The organism is Mesotoga sp. Brook.08.105.5.1 (assembly GCF_002752635.1).
Taxonomy (GTDB): Bacteria; Thermotogota; Thermotogae; order Petrotogales; family Kosmotogaceae; genus Mesotoga.
The window spans coordinates 29,162-48,447 of the sequence record NZ_AYTW01000023.1; the positions used below are offsets into that span (position 1 = coordinate 29,162).

The 19,286-nt window shown below is 47.9% G+C and carries 14 protein-coding genes; 4 read left to right on the forward strand and 10 right to left on the reverse strand.

What is annotated here, in order from left to right:
- Positions 1-583: 583 nt before the first annotated feature.
- The 4 genes from pepV to V512_RS09090 form a co-directional block, all read right to left on the reverse strand.
- Positions 584-1,984, reverse strand: a complete 1,401-nt coding sequence (gene pepV, locus V512_RS09070) for a dipeptidase PepV (protein WP_099830162.1) — start codon at positions 1,982-1,984, stop codon at positions 584-586.
- A gap of 12 nt (positions 1,985-1,996) precedes the next feature.
- Positions 1,997-3,094, reverse strand: a complete 1,098-nt coding sequence (locus tag V512_RS09075; RefSeq protein WP_099830163.1) for an aminotransferase class I/II-fold pyridoxal phosphate-dependent enzyme — start codon at positions 3,092-3,094, stop codon at positions 1,997-1,999.
- A 428-nt stretch (positions 3,095-3,522) separates the two neighbouring features.
- Positions 3,523-4,092 carry a phosphatase PAP2 family protein gene (locus V512_RS09085; RefSeq protein ID WP_099830165.1) on the reverse strand — a complete coding sequence of 190 codons (570 nt, stop codon included), beginning with the start codon at positions 4,090-4,092 and terminating at the stop codon, positions 3,523-3,525.
- A gap of 74 nt (positions 4,093-4,166) precedes the next feature.
- Positions 4,167-5,222 (reverse strand): tyrosine-protein phosphatase, encoded by a 1,056-nt coding sequence (locus tag V512_RS09090; RefSeq protein WP_099830166.1) that lies wholly within the window; start codon positions 5,220-5,222, stop codon positions 4,167-4,169.
- A gap of 372 nt (positions 5,223-5,594) precedes the next feature.
- Between V512_RS09090 and V512_RS09095 the strand changes: the two genes are divergently transcribed.
- Entirely contained in the window at positions 5,595-6,212 is a 618-nt protein-coding gene (locus V512_RS09095; protein ID WP_099830167.1) for a fibronectin type III domain-containing protein, read from the forward strand.
- Between the two features lie 850 nt (positions 6,213-7,062).
- Here V512_RS09095 and V512_RS09105 read toward each other — a convergent pair.
- A complete protein-coding gene (locus V512_RS09105) occupies positions 7,063-7,488 on the reverse strand; it encodes a hypothetical protein (RefSeq protein WP_099830169.1) in 426 nt (141 codons plus the stop codon).
- 484 nt (positions 7,489-7,972) lie between these two features.
- On the opposite strand from V512_RS09105, the gene V512_RS09115 reads away from it, so the two are divergent.
- The gene (locus V512_RS09115; RefSeq protein WP_099830171.1) at positions 7,973-8,926 is read left to right on the forward strand and encodes a right-handed parallel beta-helix repeat-containing protein; all 954 of its coding nucleotides are present in this window, start codon (positions 7,973-7,975) and stop codon (positions 8,924-8,926) included.
- 257 nt (positions 8,927-9,183) lie between these two features.
- On the opposite strand, the gene V512_RS09120 is transcribed toward V512_RS09115, so the two are convergent.
- Positions 9,184-10,797, reverse strand: a complete 1,614-nt coding sequence (locus tag V512_RS09120) for a hypothetical protein (RefSeq protein ID WP_099830172.1) — start codon at positions 10,795-10,797, stop codon at positions 9,184-9,186.
- A gap of 152 nt (positions 10,798-10,949) precedes the next feature.
- Positions 10,950-12,026 (reverse strand): hypothetical protein, encoded by a 1,077-nt coding sequence (locus tag V512_RS09125; protein ID WP_099830173.1) that lies wholly within the window; start codon positions 12,024-12,026, stop codon positions 10,950-10,952.
- A gap of 228 nt (positions 12,027-12,254) precedes the next feature.
- Between V512_RS09125 and V512_RS14630 the strand changes: the two genes are divergently transcribed.
- The gene (locus V512_RS14630) at positions 12,255-12,425 is read left to right on the forward strand and encodes a hypothetical protein (protein WP_165775378.1); all 171 of its coding nucleotides are present in this window, start codon (positions 12,255-12,257) and stop codon (positions 12,423-12,425) included.
- A gap of 284 nt (positions 12,426-12,709) precedes the next feature.
- On the opposite strand, the gene V512_RS09130 is transcribed toward V512_RS14630, so the two are convergent.
- Complete coding sequence (locus tag V512_RS09130; protein WP_099830174.1) at positions 12,710-14,803, reverse strand: SIR2 family protein; 2,094 nt, start codon at positions 14,801-14,803, stop codon at positions 12,710-12,712.
- A 1,004-nt stretch (positions 14,804-15,807) separates the two neighbouring features.
- On the opposite strand from V512_RS09130, the gene V512_RS15055 reads away from it, so the two are divergent.
- A complete protein-coding gene (locus V512_RS15055) occupies positions 15,808-17,913 on the forward strand; it encodes an InlB B-repeat-containing protein (RefSeq protein WP_243392345.1) in 2,106 nt (701 codons plus the stop codon).
- A 109-nt stretch (positions 17,914-18,022) separates the two neighbouring features.
- Here the strand turns inward: V512_RS15055 and V512_RS09140 are convergent, their stop codons facing one another.
- Together V512_RS09140 and V512_RS09145 are read right to left on the reverse strand one after the other, a co-directional pair.
- Positions 18,023-18,331, reverse strand: coding sequence for a VOC family protein (locus V512_RS09140; protein ID WP_243392346.1), 309 nt, complete (start codon positions 18,329-18,331; stop codon positions 18,023-18,025).
- Positions 18,332-18,486: 155 nt separating this feature from the next.
- Positions 18,487-19,286, reverse strand: an 800-nt coding sequence (locus V512_RS09145; RefSeq protein ID WP_243392347.1) for a reverse transcriptase domain-containing protein, incomplete at its 5' end; no start/stop codon positions are given.

Here is a 19,286-nt window from a genome sequence, read left to right on the forward strand (position 1 = left end):
CCTGAGATGCTCCTGTTCAGGGTCATCCCGTGATGGTTTTGCACGGGATCTGGGTTTCGTCTCATCGATCTCTCTCGCCTAGCTTTCAGCGGATCTTAGCCCACGAAGCCGGAACTAGCCTTTGCACTTAATACACCCGATCTTCATAACCCGTTTCTGATAAACCGCCCCTAAGAACCCGAATTTCTTAACCCGTTCCTATACTAGGCTCTTCCGCCCGGCGAAGTCGGAACTGGGCTTTGCGAAGCAAAGACTGGCTTCTGAATTTCTCCCGCTGAAAGCGGCATCAATTACTGCGCAGCAGCATTACTTCTGCTCTTGGTCTTGGTCTTCTCTAAGGACGGAGAACCGCTGACGGTGGACCTGAGAAGGCCTCCTGCGAAGCAGCATTACTTCTGCTCTTGGTCTTGGTCTTCTCTAAGGACGGAGAACCGCTGACGGTGGACCTGAGAAGGCCTCCTGCGAAGCAGCATCACTTCCTGGCGAAGCCAGCCTTGCGTCTTATTCCGCTCTTTCCTGCAGCCAACCTCTAACCTCGTTTTTTGTTCTCACAACTTGCAACTTGGAACCGATCCTTTGCTCTTCACCCGCAAAGCTCGATTATCGCCTGTGTGAATATCTTCGCACTGGTCAGCAGATCTTCAATCACTGCAAATTCATCGGGGCCGTGCATATTGTTCTCGCTTCCAGGCATAGTACAACCAAATGCCACACCGTTCTTCAGTCGATGAACGTACGTTCCACCTCCCATCGAGATGCAGTATCCCTTCTTTCCGGTGTAGCTTTCGTAACATCTAAGAAGTGTCTTGACGAATTCCGAGTCACCTGGAACGTGGTGAGGAGGTTTTATATCATCGTTTTGCAGAACTATGCCATACTCGGCCAGTTTTGCCTTAATTACGTCAAGGAGGTTCTCTTTCATTGCGCATAAAGGAGCCCTGCAATCGAAAGTCCCGTTGAGGCTTGAACCATCGTAATCCATCATATTAAGGCTTATTGTAAGCTTGCCGGAGAGTTCATCGCTCATCGCAACGCCAGCAGCCTCACCTAGCCAATCTCCGTGAGGAAATACTGAGTTCAGAGCTTTCAGCCGTTCAAAGCCGGTACTATGAGAAACCGGGAGTCTTGAGATGACCTCCAGCAAACCCGTCAAAGCATTTATCCCCTTATCTGGAGTCGAAGCATGGCCTTGAAGTCCTTTAGCCGTGATTGAAGTCTTTTCCCCCTCAGTGGTTAAGTTGAACGAGATGCCACTCAGTTCGCTTACGGCATCACAGTAATCTCTGATCTCTTCAGGATCGATTCCTTCGACCACCGCAGATGCTTCTCCGGGAACGACATTGCTCTTGATGCCTGCCTTGAAGCTTACGACCCTTGGAGTCTCGGTTGACTCTTCAAACCTGGATTCGAACTTTCCCTGGAGCCCTCCCTTTTCTATATTCACAACCGGGAAACTCGCATCCGGCGAGAAGGTCACAGGAGCCTCCTTTTCGATTCCATAGTAGTAGCGTATGTCGGATGATCCACACTCCTCATCTGTTCCTAAAATAAGTCTGACGCCGGCTTTCAGGGGGATGTCAAGATCCCTTACAGCCTTCATGGCGTATAGAGCAGCTACTGCAGGACCTTTGTCGTCGATCGTTCCGCGACCGTAAAGCTTTCCGTCCTTGACGACTGGGTCGAAAGGCTCCGTAACAGACCAGCCGTCTCCCCCAGGTACTACATCGAGATGGGCCAGGATGTCCAGCTTGTTTTCAAGTTCATTGAAATCGACAGCACCAACGTAGTTGTCGTAGTTTTTGGTTTTAAAACCCATTTTCGATGCCATTTCCAGAGCTGCAGCCAGTACTTCCGCCGGTCCATCGCCATACGGTCTACCCTCTTTCGCTTCTTCCCTGTCGCTCTTTATTCTTACCAGTCTCATAATGTCTCTTATCATGAGTCCTTTGTTTTGCTCGAAGTAGTCTTCAATCAGTTTCTTCATAAGAATTAGTCTTCACCTCCACCTGTTATAAGTCTCAGATAATGCGTATCCGCGTCTTGCAGCTGCATCGAAAAGGTAACCTAGTGATTCCTCTATCTTGCCTCTAGGTGCAGCAACGTTCATCCGTGTGAATCCCTTTCCCCCTATTCCATAGTTTATACCACGGTCTAGGTCGAGGTATGCCTCATTAAGCAGAAAGGATTGCAGCTCGTCATCATCTAACCGAAGGCCACGCCAATCTATCCATATCACGAAGGACCCTTCTACTTCGGATGCTCTAACATCTGGAATGTTGCTTCTAAAGAAATTCCTGATCATGTTTATGTTCTCAGCAACATATTTCTTCATCTCCCGTACCCAGTCAGAGCCTTTCGGTCCGTATCCGGCACATACCGCCGCGTGGGTCAAAGGATCAATGCTTCCGTAATGATCGGCATCCCGCTGAACCCTGAACTTATCTCTTGTTTCGGAATCGGGGATAATCATATTTGCATTGTTAACGCCCGTGAAATTGAAGACCTTTCCCAGCGAGGTCGCAACTATCGAGTGGCTTTCGTTTCCAGCGACCTTAGCGTAAGGAACTGCCGAATTGCCGTTGAAGGTTATCTCTCCGAATATCTCGTCACTGAAGACAAGGACGTTATATCTTTGAGCAAGTGAGGAGATTATCTCTAGATCTGAAGGCCGCCACACTTTCGCAATGGGGTTGTGAGGATTGCACAATACGAAAAGCCTGTTCTTATCAACCTTCATGCATCTCTCAAGGTCGTCGAAATCCATCGAGTACTTTCCGTCTTTGTAGATCAGAGGATTGCTTACTATCTCTCGATTCGTCCTTCTGACTGCCTGTTCATACCTGTTGTAGACAGGAGGCTGTACGATAACGCCGTCTCCCTCTTCTGTGAATGCCCTTATTGTCGTTGCGACTGAGTGAATCGTGCCGTAGGTAGGCACTATCCAGTCTTTCTCTATCTCCCAGTCTCGCATGTTCTTCATCCACCAGCGTATGCTGGAGAGATACTTATCATCGGCAAGAGTGAATCCCATAAACCCAATCTTCGCTCGTTTTACAAGGGCGTCGATTATTGCCGGAGCGGTCTTGAAGTCCATCTCGGCACCGGCAAAGCTTCGTATGGGGGCTTGTAACGGATACCGTCAATAACCTCGGCGGAAACAAACTCATGATACCCTCAGACAACTTCGCCGCTCATTCTATTTCTTCTTCTTCGCTTTCACAGAAAATCGCGATGATGAACTCAACGAAGCTAACCGTGGAGGGACAATGCTTCTGTTGTAATGTGGGCAGAAACGACAGCGATTTTCACAACGTATATTCCGGCCGGGGAGGAACAGGTTCCTGTTTTACAGGCGCCAGCCCCGATTCCGCTCGTCGCCGCTTCCAGTGTTAACGGAGGCAAGGTTGTCGCCGTTTCCTGTGCTTTTACCTTTCATGGCACTCTGATGAGATTGGCTCCAGGCGACAATGACCTATTTAGAGCCATAGTCGAATGGTAAGCATCGATGAAAGAGTGGAGTGACTACTGCAAGTTTCCGGATTTGTCGTTATTCTCAGGTTTGATAATTGTATACTTCTCGAAAAGCCGGACGGTAATGATGCCGCATAGCGCTCCGAGTACAATCCCGGTGATAACGTCCGAGAAGTAACTGAAATAGACGTATATTTCGGCAAGCGCTATGAAAGCAGAGAGAAGGACAAGGGGAACTCTGAGCATCTTGACGTTGTTCCAGAGAACGGCTGTGTAGGCAAATGCAATAGTAACCGGAGAAGATGGGAATGAGTAAGTTTCGGGAGTCGGAAAGATTATCGCGTACCCCTCGATGAACTCGAGTGGCCTCAACCTCCCGAAGATGGGCTTAAGGATAACGAAGGCAACAAGCAGACTTATCGCTAGCCCAAGCGAAGTCATGTAGCCGGCCCTGCGGAACCTCTTGTCGAAGAGGAGAAGGACCGTCAGTAGTATCCATACGAGGGCCCCCCTTTCGAGAAACAGCATAAAAGAAAGGAACAGATCCATTACCTCTCCAGATATTGCCGAGTTCAGCGAATTCATTAACGAAAGCTCAAATTCATTCAACGCATCCCACATACAGCCACCACCAAAATCCTATCAAAAGAGGCGGCTCAACACCGCCTCTTGATAATAACACCTTCAGTATCCGATTATCTTAGAATATCTTGAATAGCGGCGATCTCTGTGTAAGTGAGACCGGCCCTCTTCGTCAGGTAGTCAAGCGCAACGCTCTTGACGTTGACATCGTCAACTGGATTGCCATTGTTCATAAGAACAAAGAGATCGGCGATAATCTTCTTCACTGCATCGTAGGCTGCCGTTCCCTGCTTCACATTGTAGTAGTTCTCATAGGATTTGACATAGTCCGCGTAGATCTCGTTGGTCTTTGCGTTCATAATCGCTCCAAGCAGAGCGGAGGCGATTCCGGCCCTGTCCTTGCCTTCAACGCAGTGGATAAGATACGGCGGCTCGTGAGAGATCATGAACCTCAGGCCCTCTCCAAGTTTCTTCGCGAAATCTTCAGCAAGAGGATCTACTCCCATATTTAGGTTTATCAGGTTTCCGGCTTCACCGATTGCCTTGTAATACTCCGAGTACTCCCAGTTCGATGCAAGCTCTTCGTCTGAATCGGAGAGATTGATTACAGTCCTGATTCCCGCTTGCTCTATTAGGGCCGATGCGTAAGGCGACCTGGGATCGCTGATTGAAGGATGGGAACATCTGTATAGCTTACCGGGTGCGATCTCTCCCATCGTTACTTCCCTGAAGTTTGCAAAGATCTCATCGCTAGCATAATCATCCCTTACATCCGTTCTTACAAGGTGTCTGATCTCCAATTCGTCCCTATAGGCCCCCTTCTCGATAAGCCCCATATTAAGAAGATCTCCAACGGCAAGTCCGTACGTCTGAGCGAAATTGCCATAGTTGATGGCAAGAAGAACATGGTCGCCGGAATACCTTGCCAGCGGCTGTCCCCTGTCGACATCGCCGTATGTAGTTACGAATGGAACCATGATCGTTGTAGTGCCCATAGTCACGTAAACAAGATCTCCAGCTTCAATGGCGGCATAAACAACTGCTTCCATCGGAATATTCGTATGAACGTTACCGTACTTATCAATCTCGGCTACTGCACCAACGATTCCGGCAAGCATCAAAGCTGACAGAACCACAAAAACACCCAGTAACAACCCTTTCTTAAGCATAAAACACCTCCACCTATCCTATTTAGACGTTAAGATATTTGCACCATAATTATATCACCAGCGACTTTTAATCACGAAGAGACCAATCATCATTATCCGCATGATACGATTATCAGACAACCGAATAGTTCTGTTGTCACGCACTACGACTCCCGCTACTCCGTTTATACCACACATGGAGACGTACAGAAACGAACAAAGAAGTGTTCGCACTCTTTTCCGAAGAATTCTCAAGAAGAGACTCTGGCCGCTAGAGACTGAATCGACCAGCTCCGTTCTAGAATCAATAGGGAGATGTTTGGCAGATAAGTACTCACTTTTCGGACGAACTATTGATTTCATCTCCTAATTCGGATCGTGGAGGAGAATGAGATGAAGAATGTTCGCCTGATAGTGGTTTTGGCACTTGTTTTTTTCTTTCTTACAGGCTGTCCTATCAAGAATGGCAAGCCAGAGTGGGGAGTTATAGAAACGATTGTCAAGAATATTGGAGAGCACTTTCAGATCAACCTTGCCGAGTACAGCTCAGACCCGGACGGTCATCTTATATCGTACAAGCTAATAGGAGGACCAGGAACCGTTACAGGGAGCCTTTACGAGTGGACAGTCAGCGGGCCTCTCGGCAACATCACAGTGATAGTAAGGGCGGAGGATGAAAAGGGATTGTCTACTGACAAGACATTCACGATAACGGTCAAGTCGTTCCCCAACGTCCCGTCAAGTCCTTTCCCGGCAAATGGTGCAAAGGATACGAACTTCGAGGTGACCCTGTCCTGGGAAGGCGGAGACCCCGACGGAGATCCGGTACTATATGATCTCTACCTCTCTACAGCTCACAATCCCACTCTTTTCATATCGAATCGAACTACCAACAGCTATACCAAGAGCGGTCTCTCGCCCAACACAACATACTACTGGAAGATAGTTGCAAGAAACGAGGGGTCGTCTGGCGTAGCCGGCCCAATATGGAGCTTCACAACAAAGAAATGAAATCCAGCGAGGGGCAATATGAAACTGTATATAGGGGGAGAATCCCCAAAATCGAGATGTTCGCTGTGCTCACGGGAAGACCAAGATTCTGACCGGGATCATGTAAGAATCACGAAAAAGAACATTTGTCATCCCGATATGCAACTGATCGGGATCTCGAATGTAAGAGCCGCTTTTCGCTGAACGCTGAAAGATCCGCTTGCTAGAAGACGCTGTGCGCTGGAAAGAGCAAAGGATCGGTTGCAAGTTGTGAGTTGTGAGAACAAAAAACGAGGCTAGAGGTTGGTTGTAGGAAAGAGCGAAATAAGACGCAAGGCGCCGGAAAGCATCGGCGGACGCAAGGCTGGGAAGAACATCCCAAGTCGCAATGCTGGCAAAGATCGCGCCAGGACGCAATGTCCGCTTCGCGGGCTAAAAGCCGGTGAACGCTCCAAAGAACCGCTGTTCGCTTATCGCTTGGAAGAGAAGAAGTTCTCCGTTGGGTGTCCAAGAGGAAAGATCTGTTCTTCGTTCCAGAGCAGAGCGAGGATCTGTTCTTTGTTCTTGGTCAAGGTCATATTGCCTAAGCATGGCACACCCAGACCAGGAAATTGTCAGGCCGACGAACTGAGCTGGTTTTGACAAACCAGATTCCACCATTCTTTGCTCGATAGGAACTTTAGCTCTTTGCTCTTGGCCAACCACCAACTACGTATCACCAATAACGGCTCTTAGCGCGAAGCTTCTTCTAAAACTCAAAGCGTCTTCTCTGGCTCCATCGGAGAGCGGAGGACCGCTGACGGTTAACGTATTTTGCTCTTTCCAGCGTTAAGCGGCTCTTATAGAAGGACGTTTCTCTTGAAAGCCGAAATCAATACTCGTTGGATCTGGAAATGAGCCATTTGCCAGATTCGTTCTTAATCCTCCAGATGTAAGTCCTGTAGTCAATCGGTCCGGAATTCCATTTGATTTCTACGCTGAATTCCACTCTGGCTTCCGTGACTCCCTCGTTGAAATCAACGTCAACGTTGCTCGTCCTGTCGAAGTGAATGACGTTCCTTCCTTCAAATCTGCTTGAATAAGCATCGATGATCTGAGAGTACGATTTGGTTGCCGTGTTTATTATGGCCGGATTTGTGTACAGCCCCGCAAGCTCTACAGAGTTCTCCGCTTCCCAATACTTCTCGAAATCGCTCACAAGTCCACTCACCTTGATCGTCGGGCCTAAAATGAAACAACCCGAAAGCAACAGCAACACAACGACCAAAGATAATATTGACAGAATTATCTTTTTCATCTCTTCGCCCCCTCTGCAAAATAACTTTCATCCGAAGCACATTCCATGAAACTCCTGTCCTCTCACTTTCGTCCCTTGCTTAAGTTTCATCTCGATCCTTGCTTTAGAAAGAATGCCCGTCTGCAACCATGCTCTCATCAAAGCGTTCCAGTCAACGAGAAGAGCTCCTATCGCTGTAATGTCATTAGATCTCACAGATGACTGTTCTGAGCGAGATGCACCCCCATCTCCAGTTCGCTGCTCTCCTCCCAAATACAATGGAGCGAAAGTCTTTCTTCATCCATGCATTGAAGAGGACAAGAAATTCTAGCACCTGCATTGTCGAAATCGGCTCGCGGGAAGGACTCATTCCCTTTTCCGACACACCGCTTCGATGAAGACCCCACGCCTCGATAGCAATGCTTAACACCCTATTAGTAACAGTTCTCTCTTATTTCATGTGGATGGTTTAGACTAAAGATAAGAAGTAGACGGAGGTGTTACCATGAAGAAGCTTCTCTTTGTGTTGCTAATATGCTTTGTAATAAGCTCGATCAGCCTTGGACAAGGCGCGGCCGGCATCTTGGTGGTCGGCGACCCGGACGGCCAGTACTCAACCATACAGGCAGCAATAGATGACGCGAAGGCCGGAGATACGGTGATGATTCTCCCCGGAACATACAGAGAGGGTCTGACTGTAAGCAAGGAGATCAAGCTTATAGGGTCGTCCAGAGACGAGGTTATAATAACACCCGAAGAAGGAAAGGATCTCGGGATATTTGTCAGGGGCGCTGCAAATTTCTCGATCGAGAGCATCACTGTCATTTCGAGCGGCGCGGCAATCAACGTATCGAGATCCTCGGGCAAGATAGTAGACTCCTTCATTGCGGGCGGAAGATTCGGAATCTCTTTCAGCGGCACCGGAATGACCCTTGAAGTAATCGACTCACATATAACCTGCTATCTCGGAATGGACAATGAAGATCATCTCGAAACCAGACTCGCAGGAATCTACGCATATGGCAGCGCAACAGTGATTGCAGAGAACTCCGTATTCGAAAGAAACGGAGTAGGGATGAGCCTAACCAACGATATCAAGTACCAGATCCAGAACTGTACATTCACAGGAAACACGATAGGAGTTTCGCTCGGTGGAGACGCAACCGGTTCTCTTGTGGGAAACATAGTCACGAAAAACGTCGAAAACGGAATACTGATAAACTCATCTTCCACAACCACACTCAAAGACAACCTCTTCTACGACAACATCTGGCACGGACTCGATCTTTACCTCAACAGATGTACCGAGTGCGAGTGTGGGGGCGAAGAATTCAACGGCACGGTCGTTGGATCGGGGAATGTATTCAAGTCCGAAGACGAGATCTGCCCGATCGACTACTGGGACGAAACCTTCTACAGTTTCGACGAGGATCTGGGAAAGAGCGAGGACGAAGACTGAACCCGACAAACCCCCAGGACATCGGCAATGCTTACGACGCTTTCAAAGCACTCAAAATAAGACCCCGGATCTACTCAAAGAGATTGCATAAGTGACCACTGTGGTGGTACGTCTGTTTTTCTTTTCATTTTTCCCCTTGTTTAGCTGCTTTCAGATTCGTTGCTGTCAAAGTTGAGTTACTGGCGAAATAAAGACCATCGGCGTACTGCCTCTTTCGCTTCTCGAATCTTGAATGTCCCCTATTTGCCAACTCTCAGTTAGAAGGTGATGGTCGAATTGGCAATAGTCCAGCTCTTGTTCCAGAATGTGTAACTTACGTCTGGAATCCCGTCACAGAGGTCCTTCAACCAGCCTGCCATGTGCACTCCGCCATTTACGTCGAACCCTGCCGTAACTTTGTAGCCTACCTGTGTTGTGCTTCCAGCCGAGGCAATGGTTTCACCTTTCAACCACGGAACAAACTGGACAAAAGGACCGGCGATATAGTAGACATATGCCGATAGAGTTAGCGGGATAGAGCCTTTGGCCCAGGCATTCACTTTTGCGTTCGCGTCGAATTGGAGGCCAGAGTAGTTTGCCGAGTACGAAACGCTCTTGCTCCAACCGTTCTGATACGTGACCGTTAGCATTGTGTTTGCCGAGAGTGTTGTCGACGCATTGAAGCCTATTACACCGGAAATACCAGCTTCAGCGTTCGCATCGAACTTGACTTCCATGACGAGTGTTACCGGAACACAAGATACCCAGAAGGTTATCCACTTGGTCTTGGTTGTTATGTTCTTTGTCCAATTCTTTGTGATCGTCGCTCCGGATGAGACCTCAATGAACGGCGTCAATGAAGGGCTTAAGCTTACAGTCGTCTGGAATTTCTTCAAGACGTATTTGTATTTCCACCAGCTGACTTTCTTCCATTCGTGCTCCCACAGAAGTGATGCGCCGAATGTTAAGCTGACGGTCAATCCGGGCTCGACTGTCAAGGTTTGGTACGAGAACTCGTTCGAGAATGTATGGGAAACATAGAAGCTCCACGAACCGGAATAATCTTCTTTGAAGTCATAAGGTTTCGGTTCGGTCAACGACCGAGTTTTCAAACTCTTGAAAACAACGGTGAAGGCAGCATAATCTCTCAGCTTCTCCATAAGATCTTCGTTGTCGGATTTTACTAGGTTGCTTGGCGAACCGCCTCCGGTAGTGGTCTCTTCCTTAATGGTAACCGTATTTTTGTCGTAGGTAAGACTTGCCTTGAACTTCGTGCCCCCACCCAGATCTATTGACCAATCTTTTAGAGGTTTGTCGCCGTGAGGGGATAGTAACTCGAAGATCTCCGATCCCTCCGGAAGAACGATTATAGTTGTCTTTGTAGTAACGAGCGAGTTCTTGGAGGAGCCTAGGAAGGCAGTTTCAAATGCTTTACCGTCTATCAGGTCTTCGAAGTACTTGAGCATTATCTTCTCTTCAGAGAAATTCTTGCTCGAGAACTCGTAACTTCCCGGGAACTCCTTCGATTGCTTGATTAGCCCGCTTACCTTCATAGTAATAACACTCTTGTAGTTGCCACTCTTATCGACCGATATGTCTATGTCTCTGTCTCCAAAGTTAGGTACGGATGCGTAGAGAAAGAAGTAGCCCTTGGAGATTTCGTCATAGAAGTTACTGAAAACCTCTTCACGCACTTCGCGATCGGAAAGGGCTTCACTGTGCTTAATGTATACTTTTGCCAGATCAGAGGATGGGACATATTCAGTACGGGTAATTACCGCGTTACCACCTGGTTCGATTACGATTTTGTCCTCTACCGTACGCTTGAACTGAGTAGAAAAGACCAATACCGATGACAAAACGATTACCGCAATCAGGATCTTTCTGAACATGCTTACACCTCCTTTGAAGTCATACGTCTGAGTATAGCACCAAGGGTTAGTCGGTTTTTCCGGTTTGCAAGAGAGGTGATTCACCGTGGGTGGTCATACAAGAGAGGTGGTTTTCGCAAGGGGATTGAAGATCGTAACTGAACAAACAAAAGCTAAGGAAAGATGACTGCAAAAGGGTGAATTTCGCCGAAATTGAGGAAGACGGAAACGGCTGAGCCGCCCTCATCGTTGTCCGTCAATATGCGTGAGAAATCCGGGCCACCAGCTCTGTACCTCCCGAGTATCTTGAGTACCTTGAGTGTAAGCCAGCGAGAAGGTTCCTTTTTTTGACCGAAATCCCAGTTCTTCCAGGCCATCCAGACTGATTCGGGTATGAATCTCCCAGAAGAGGTACGTTTTGACTCCACTATTTCTATCATTTCATTGATGCGATGGTCATTAACTTTTGTGGATGACCTTGAGACAACATCGAGTACATGGAGTATATCGAACCAGACTTCCGGACACTTCAACTTCGAGAAGTCGGTACCCATGTAGAATATGTATGGATGATAATCTATTCTCCTTTCCCAGAGCGAAAGAAGAGACTCCACACCGAGTGAGACATTACTGCTTTTTCTGAACTCGGGGATTTCGAGAAGGAGCTTTGTCATTATGAGAGTGGCGTAGGGACAAGGATCTTCCTTTCTTCCAGGTCCGCGAAAGCTTCCGAGTTCTGGTGATGCGGCACATGGCCAGCCGTTGTCTCTTACCAGTTTTGCAAGGTATTCTACAGCCATCAGCACTCGTGCATCCTCTTGAAATCCCATTCTTGCTAGCGAATAAAGTGTTACCGGAGCATCACAAAGCGCCCATGCAAACTGATCCGTTCCCAAACCGCCGAATTTCGAAGGGATATTCATGAGGACCTGGAAAGGACCTTGCGGAGAGCGATGCCGAAATATCTTCCCGATAATTTCTCCAACTCCAGGAGCATCGTTTCTTATCCCAAGATCGGCTAGAAATGTCAATTTGTGAATCAAATGTCCGGCATTCTTGTGGCTAGTTAGGACAGAGCCTGGCCAGTCTTGTAGCTCGGCGATCAACGATTTTATCTCCGGACAGTGGAGCATTCTCTTTCGTGATTCAATGACATCTTCGTTCTCTTTATCCTTAATAAGGAGATCCAGTCTGGTCTTGTACTCAACCCATGCAGAACCTTCAAGGAGCCATTCTATAGTCTCTTCCATGATTCGCCTCCAAAAAATGGCAAGAGCCTTCTTGGCATACTCTGATCTAGATCTTAGCACTGAAAGTGACAGATACAAGTGAATGGGCACCTATAATCGTTATCCGGAAAGCGAAAGAGAGATGTTCTCTACGGAAACGGTCTTTCTTGCGCGAAGTTGTGATAAAATCACGATAGCAGATGGAGTCAAGATTTTACCAGATACCTGTAAACAGGAGGGGTGATCATTATGTCAAGAACGGTATTGATGCTCGCCGGTGTTGTGGTACTGGTCATGGCTCTGCTAGCTTCACTAAACATCTCGACCGTTGTAGAGCCCGTCTGGCACGTCATCTTCAAGTGGATCGGCGGCGCCGCAATGATCCTTGTCGCTTATATGGACAAGGGCAAGAAGACCTAGCTGTTCTCAGTCGATTGCCGGCCCGGGGAGTATTCTCCGGGCTGATTATTCTTCGCGTTCGATTCCGCAGTAATTCGGAAGTCAGACAACAAGCGTTTCAACTCCTCAATTTCAATGTTTTCAGGATTTCCGAGGCTGTCTGCAAAGTACTGTTGGGTACATCATAACGGTCACCCTCACTATCGCTCTCGTCGACAAAGAACTCAGGCATCAGATTGTGCTTGGAGTTGATGCCTCATACTTCGTCGGATTTTGTTTCAAGCTGCAGTTAGTGCGCTATCGTATTACTGTCTGGTGGGATCGTTGTTTTTCTCTTCAAGCGCTTCGATCAGCCTTCTTATTTCGGGGGAGTCGACTGCCGACTCTTCAACGATTGAAAGCATCTCTTCGATGACAGGATTTAATCTCAGGCCAGCAATATGTTCCGATCCTTTGTTCACTTTGTTTGCTTCGGCTTCGATGGTTTCAACGACCATTTTCTTGAGAGATATAGAAGTTGCTCGAAGCGAGTTTCTGATGATCTTTACAATTTCCACTCGCAGTACCGGATTAGTCAGCCACCCGTTGTCTAGAATGACCCCGATACGGTAGTCGTCCGAGCATGATGGATCTTCCGATATGGCGTACAACAGGATTCTCCACAAGATGGGAGCTTTAGATCTCCGCCACCATTCGTAATAGAACTCCCTGCTCTTGTCATCGGTTTTTATAAGGAAGAGGATAGTGTCTCTCATCATATCTATGAATATGTGGAGCCATTCGGGCCCCGCCTCTCCTTCGCTCTCCTCGATTACTTTCCTAGCGCCGCATATGCTGTCGTGCTCTCTCAAGGTACTGTTCAAAACAGACATGTCGGCGACCGCTTTCATAAGCTGGGAGGTAAGGATCGACAGTATGTCTTCATAAAGGATGGCGAGGTTCGGTTCGAGCAGTTCCGACCAGAGCCTCTTCAGGCAATCAGTCGTTACAAGGGGTTCAAGGTCGTATTGTCTGTGGAAGAGAGAAAGCGTCGCCTCTCTTCCCGTCTGGGATAAAGAAAAGAAGTTCTGAATTGTCTTCGTTATTATCCAGGGACTTTCAGTTATTTCGACCTTCTTCAGAGCTTCGAGCATAGCTTGATCGGGTGTGTCGCGTTTGTGCCAGTTGTTGAGAATCAGGTTGAGCCATTCCGCCAGACAGTCGCCCGGTTTCTCTATCTCATTATTAGCGAGATACTGGACGATTGAGGAGACCAGATATGGGTGCAGCAGAGAGTTTCTTGAGACCAGAAAGGTAAGGTGCTCCTGATCTGAACTTTCGAAGGCTGTCTTAACGAACCAGTCGGCAAGGTTTCTCTCAATCTCGTCAAGTGGGCCGTCTTCATTGAAGAGGCTGTCGAGAAGTCCCCTTGAATCGAGCCACCGCACCCAGTCGAAGTCATTTGCAAAACGGCAGAAGACCCTCGTGAGATCCTCACGATTGAGGCAGTATGTCAGGTAGCTGTCTGCTTTCCTATCTTGGCCGGGCTTCTTGGATGCGAACCTGCCGATTCTCTCGGTATGACAGTTCAGGTCAGAACTTGCGAGAGAGGTCCACTTCTCGAGTGCCTTTTGAAGCTCGAGATGGGCAGTTGCTTCTTCGGGCACGAGTGGGTATGAAACGGGGATTACGTTGATTTCCTTCCATCTCTCTGCATCGCTAGCGCTGACGAGAGCGTATCTGTTTGACTGCCTTATGTCCAAACCTCTGGCCAGATAATCGACAATGGTGTCCCTGTGACTGTAACCTATAAACAAAATCGTGTAGTCGGAGAGATAGAGATCGCGCAAGAAGTCTCTAGCCCAGCCCTCTGTGAGATATGCCCTTCCGAAGTCTCTGTTGGTAACTACCAACCATCTTGCGTCCTGCTCTACGTTTCCGTGCAAATAGACGATTCCCCTGAAATCGTCGCCTCTTGGAAGTGCGGGAGCTCTGAAGGTTTCAAAACCCGCATATCTATCTTTGTATTCCCTGATGGTTGTGAGAAAGTGAGCATCGTAGTTGGTCGTAACGATCTTCAGGTCGTGAGGCCCTTTGAATAGAAGTGGGATCAGCCTGTGAAGCTCCGATGGCTTGGAACTCTCTTCACTCATGATCTGCCTGACGATTTCGTGGACGCCCTCTTCTTCCCGTTTCGGGTTCAGGCTTCCGAGAAAGACGTCGGGCGGCTGGACTCTCTGCTGCCTCGCGTAATACTTCTGCTTGTATCGCTTCGCGACGGCTTTCGCAAGGTCAACAAAGCCGGGAATGTTCGAGGGGGAGGCCATCGAAACGCCGGCTCCAGCAAAGACGACGAGCCTGCCTTCCTCCTGGGCCCTGATAAGCTCGGTGGGGACGTTCACATTATCTGTTATGAACATGATCTTTCCCTCTTTCTTCCACGATGTGATCGACTTTTCAAAGGCGCGGAATCTGCCTCCACAAGACATCTCTATGATGCAATGATACTACTTCTCAGCTGACTGCGTTTCATATGTGGCTTCTGAGAAGAAGCCTTGCTCTGAAGCTGACGAAGAAGGCAGTCCTGCCTAAGCCGCTCGAAAAGAGAGTACGCATCGCCGGAGGGCCCATAGAGTTACAGCGGAGGCTTCCGATTTTGAGGCGGGCCAAAACAATAAAGAGTAATAGGATTCCCGACAGGGTCTCCATGCATATGAGCAAAAACACCTTGTCCAAACGTTAGGGTGGGATGCCGACGACTTAATTTGACAAACGCCTTAGCCGAACTCGAATAAAAAGCTTTCCCCATTCCCCAGTTCGACAAAAGCACTGTTGCACTGCTGGGCAATTCTGGGCACAATGAACGTTCCCATGAAGATAATCCTCATCTGTCAGTGGCCAACGGTTTGCCGGGGAAAGGGCCTCAGAAGTGCGGGAAGCTTTCGAAAGTTAATGAGAGTATGCGTTATGGTCACATATATGCGAAATTACTAATATGGATTCTAAATATACTTTGTTTTTCCTTGGTAGATCTGGCATTCAACACATAATGTAACTTTTGCGGCAATGAGTCGGATTGAAATGCTTTGTCGAAGTCCCTTCAGAGAGTCATCAATGCAAGCAATCTCACTAAAAAATTCTCCAGAGGCGGATTATGAGATCAGTGTCTAAAAGTATACAGTTCATCGATGAGAAATGATATGAAATGACCATGAAATCTCAATTTCTAAACCCTTGGAGTTCGAGTGCTTTTCATTCCGCTGATGCTAGACTGAATTAAAGAAAGAAATACGCCCTTCTCTGTTCCTCACTCATACTCTCTCTACACATTCAGGCTCCTTGGATAGTTTATGAACTGGCTATTGGAAGTTTCATAGAATCTTGTGAAGGATTACCAAATGTTGTTCATGGAGGAGGGATGAAGATGAAAAGAGCTTATGTGTATCTTGTCGTTGCATTGCTTCTTGTTATGATCACCGGTTGTCCCGCTTTCTGGAAAGCGGCCGATGCGACTCTTAAAGAGCTTTTGTACAACGGAGTTGAAGTTCCGGAATTCAGCGCGAAGAAAACTGACTATTCGATTGTGCTTCCGGCAGGCACTACTGAACCGCCGACCGTTACTGCCGTTCCTGCAGTTGAAGGAGTGAATATAGTTATAGCGGATGCCGAGACCCTTCCAGGAACTGCAACGGTACTGGTCACCTCTCTTAACGGAAAGGAGAGTTTAACCTATAGCATCTTCTTTACAGTTAAGGTTGTGATCTCAATCACGGCAGATCCTCCAAATGGGGGAGAGTTCAGTGGAGACGGCGAGTACATCTACGGAGATCTCGTTACGATAATGGCCACGCCATCCATTCATAACACTTTCAGTGGTTGGTATCTCGACGAACCTGAAGAAGCGAGTTTTGAGGAAAGCGGTGACGATCCTATTTACACTGAACCAGTTGTTTCTTTTCAGGCTCTGAAGGATGTTAGCCTGATGGTAGGATTCAATCCAATGCAGTATACCTTCAATCTTGTGCCTGTTCCCCCTGAAGGTGGAGAAGTGGCCGGCGGAGGAGCTGTAGATTATGGGGATTCTCTAAATCTGAGCGCATGGTCTAATGAAGGCTATGGCTTTGCAGGATGGTGGATTGACAGCTATATGTTTAGTGATCAAGCCGTTGACATGGTTAACACCATCGAAATCCTCGAGCATACTGAATGCATAACCTGTACGGAATTCACAGTAGAGGGTAGATTCGATCCTTCGGCCCCACAGTGGCATCTCAACGTTACGATTGAGGCGACTCCGGTTTATGGCGGTGAAACCTGGGGTTCGGGACTGTATTCTTACGGAAGTTACGTAACTGTCGGGGCTACACCTTCAGACCATTTCAATTTCGATGGGTGGTACTTTGACGGGGTACAGCTAAGTGAAGGCGCTACTTACACGTTCCCGGCAAATTACTGGTACACTGAGGGTGCCACATACACCCCGCTTCCCTTACAGGGAGTATTTGAAGATATACAATATTCATTCTATGCGGTTGCAGAACCTCCTGAAGGCGGAACGGCAACCGGTGGAGGAACTGCCGCTTATGGAGACAACGTTTCATTCCTGGCCGTACCAAATGAGTCGTACACATTTGAGGGTTGGTACTACGGTGAGGAAAACATGAGTGGATCCCCGAGCTTCACCCTTGACACCGCCAGCTTTCTGGATACTCATACGCTTCCCGTAACCAGTACAGAAAACACCTTCATCTTTACGGCGAAGTTCCAACCTCAGACCCCGCCACCGGGATGGCTACTGATTACGATCGATGCTTCACCTACGGACAAAGGCGAGGTGAGCGGCGCAGGCAAATATTCGTATGGAGAAGATGTCACGCTTGGAGCAACGCCGATTGAGCACTTTGATTTCGGAGGTTGGTACACTGACGGAGAAATGTTGAGTGAGGATCTTCCATACACATTTAACACATCGGAGTGGCTGCCGACACAGGGTGTGACCGATACCCTTCCAATAGTCGCTTGGTTCCCGCCGGTCTTCTATCATTTCAACGTAGTTGCAAATCCTCCCGAAGGCGGGGAAGTTATGGAAAGTGGTGTATTCATATACGGCGATCCGATGACGCTGGGTGCGGTTCCTAATGACAATTACGTATTCAGGAACTGGACTTTCGAGGGAGCTGAGTTCAGCGATAACCCATTATGGGAAGGGAATTCCACCTTCTTCCTTGCTAGATCGACTTGTATCGGCTGCACTGAATTTACCATAGTTGGCAATTTCGACCTGGATGTGCCCGACACAATTACTGTGAACTTGAGATCTGAACCACCGGAAGGTGGTCAAGTTAGCGGAGGAGGTCAATTTCCAAAGGGGTCGAGCACGGTTATAAGTGCGATGCCGAATCCTGGATATGGATTTAGTGTCTGGTGCTACGATCCATGCGGGAGCGTCTTCAGTGAGAGTCAGACTCTTACTATAAGCAATCTGCAGGAAAACATTAGCCTGTTTGCATCATTCCATCCGCTTAACTAGAACCTCTCTGCGCGTGAAAGCGAAGCTTTGTTGATTCATTTTGAGAAGCGTGACATATAAACTGAAGACAGGAGTATCGGATAATTGAGAAAGCCTGTGGAACGAATCCTCAGGCTTTCTTCTCTACAAAACCGATTCTGAAACCTTCTGGGTCTTTGATTACGAATTTCAGGATTCCATAAGGAGTCGTTTCAAGTGGAGTATCGATCTCCACAGAGTCTTTGATTCTGTTCCAAAGCTCTTCGATACCGGTGATTCGGAAGTTCAAGATGTCTGAATTGCCGTTTCTTTTCAATCCCGGAGTTTCGATTATCCCAAAGCCGGCCGTTCCATCGAGTTTATAGGACTGCCACCTGGCGTGGTGGGCGCTGAAGAGTTTAGAGGTATGAGGATAGAGGTATGAAGAACCCAGAATCATCATCCCACTCCTGATTTTTGGCCTCAACCAAGAAGAACAGATCCTCGCTCTGGAAGATTCAGAGAAGAACTAGTCTCTGGTGAGTAGCCCAGGGGGATTTCACCCCCAGGCTCTCTCAGAACCGGACTTGAACCTCTCGATTCATCCGGCTCCCATTATCCAGCCATATAGAATATCCCCATTGTCCAGTGTACAAATAGATGAGGCTCTCTGCGAGCAAGAGCTTCTAGCCATTTACCCGCTTTTGTAAGACCTCTCCTTTTCTTGTACTTGTTTCTTACCCACTGAACTAAGGCTTTGTTTAGCCGACTCAGTACTGTATACATTTCAAATCTGCGAAAGTGTCCGTAGTAGTTTATCCAACCTCTTATTACCGGGTTGATCCTTTCTGAGAGTTCTTCAATACTCAGGTATGACTTGGTTTGAAGTCTCATTCTCCGGATCTTCTGTCTCATCGCCTTCTTTGCCTGTTCACTCACTGCAGGGGTGAAGCTGTAGAAGATCCTCCCATTTCTGTCTTTGCAGCTACGAACTCTGAAGGTGTATCCTAGAAAGTCAAAGCTTGTATTTGGATACTCGTCCTTCCTCTTATCGTCTTTGCAGTAGACAATACGGGTCTTCTCTGGATGAAGCTCCAGTTTGCATTCTTCCATTCTTTCTTTGAGACTTTCAAGAAGAAGCTGGGCTTCCTCCAGAGTTCTACAGTGTATCACTCCATCATCTGCATATCTGGCAAAGGGCTTATCCGGATGAGTCCTCTCCATCCACTTGTCGAAGGCGTAATGCATGAAGAGGTTAGCCAGTACAGGGCTTATTACCCCTCCCTGTGGCGTTCCCTTGCTCCTCTCTTCGACTCTTCCATTAGGTTTCTGAAAGGGTGCTTTCAGCCATCTCTCTATGTAGAGTTTTAGCCATGGAATCTTCACATGTTTCTTGACTGCCCTCATTAGTAGTT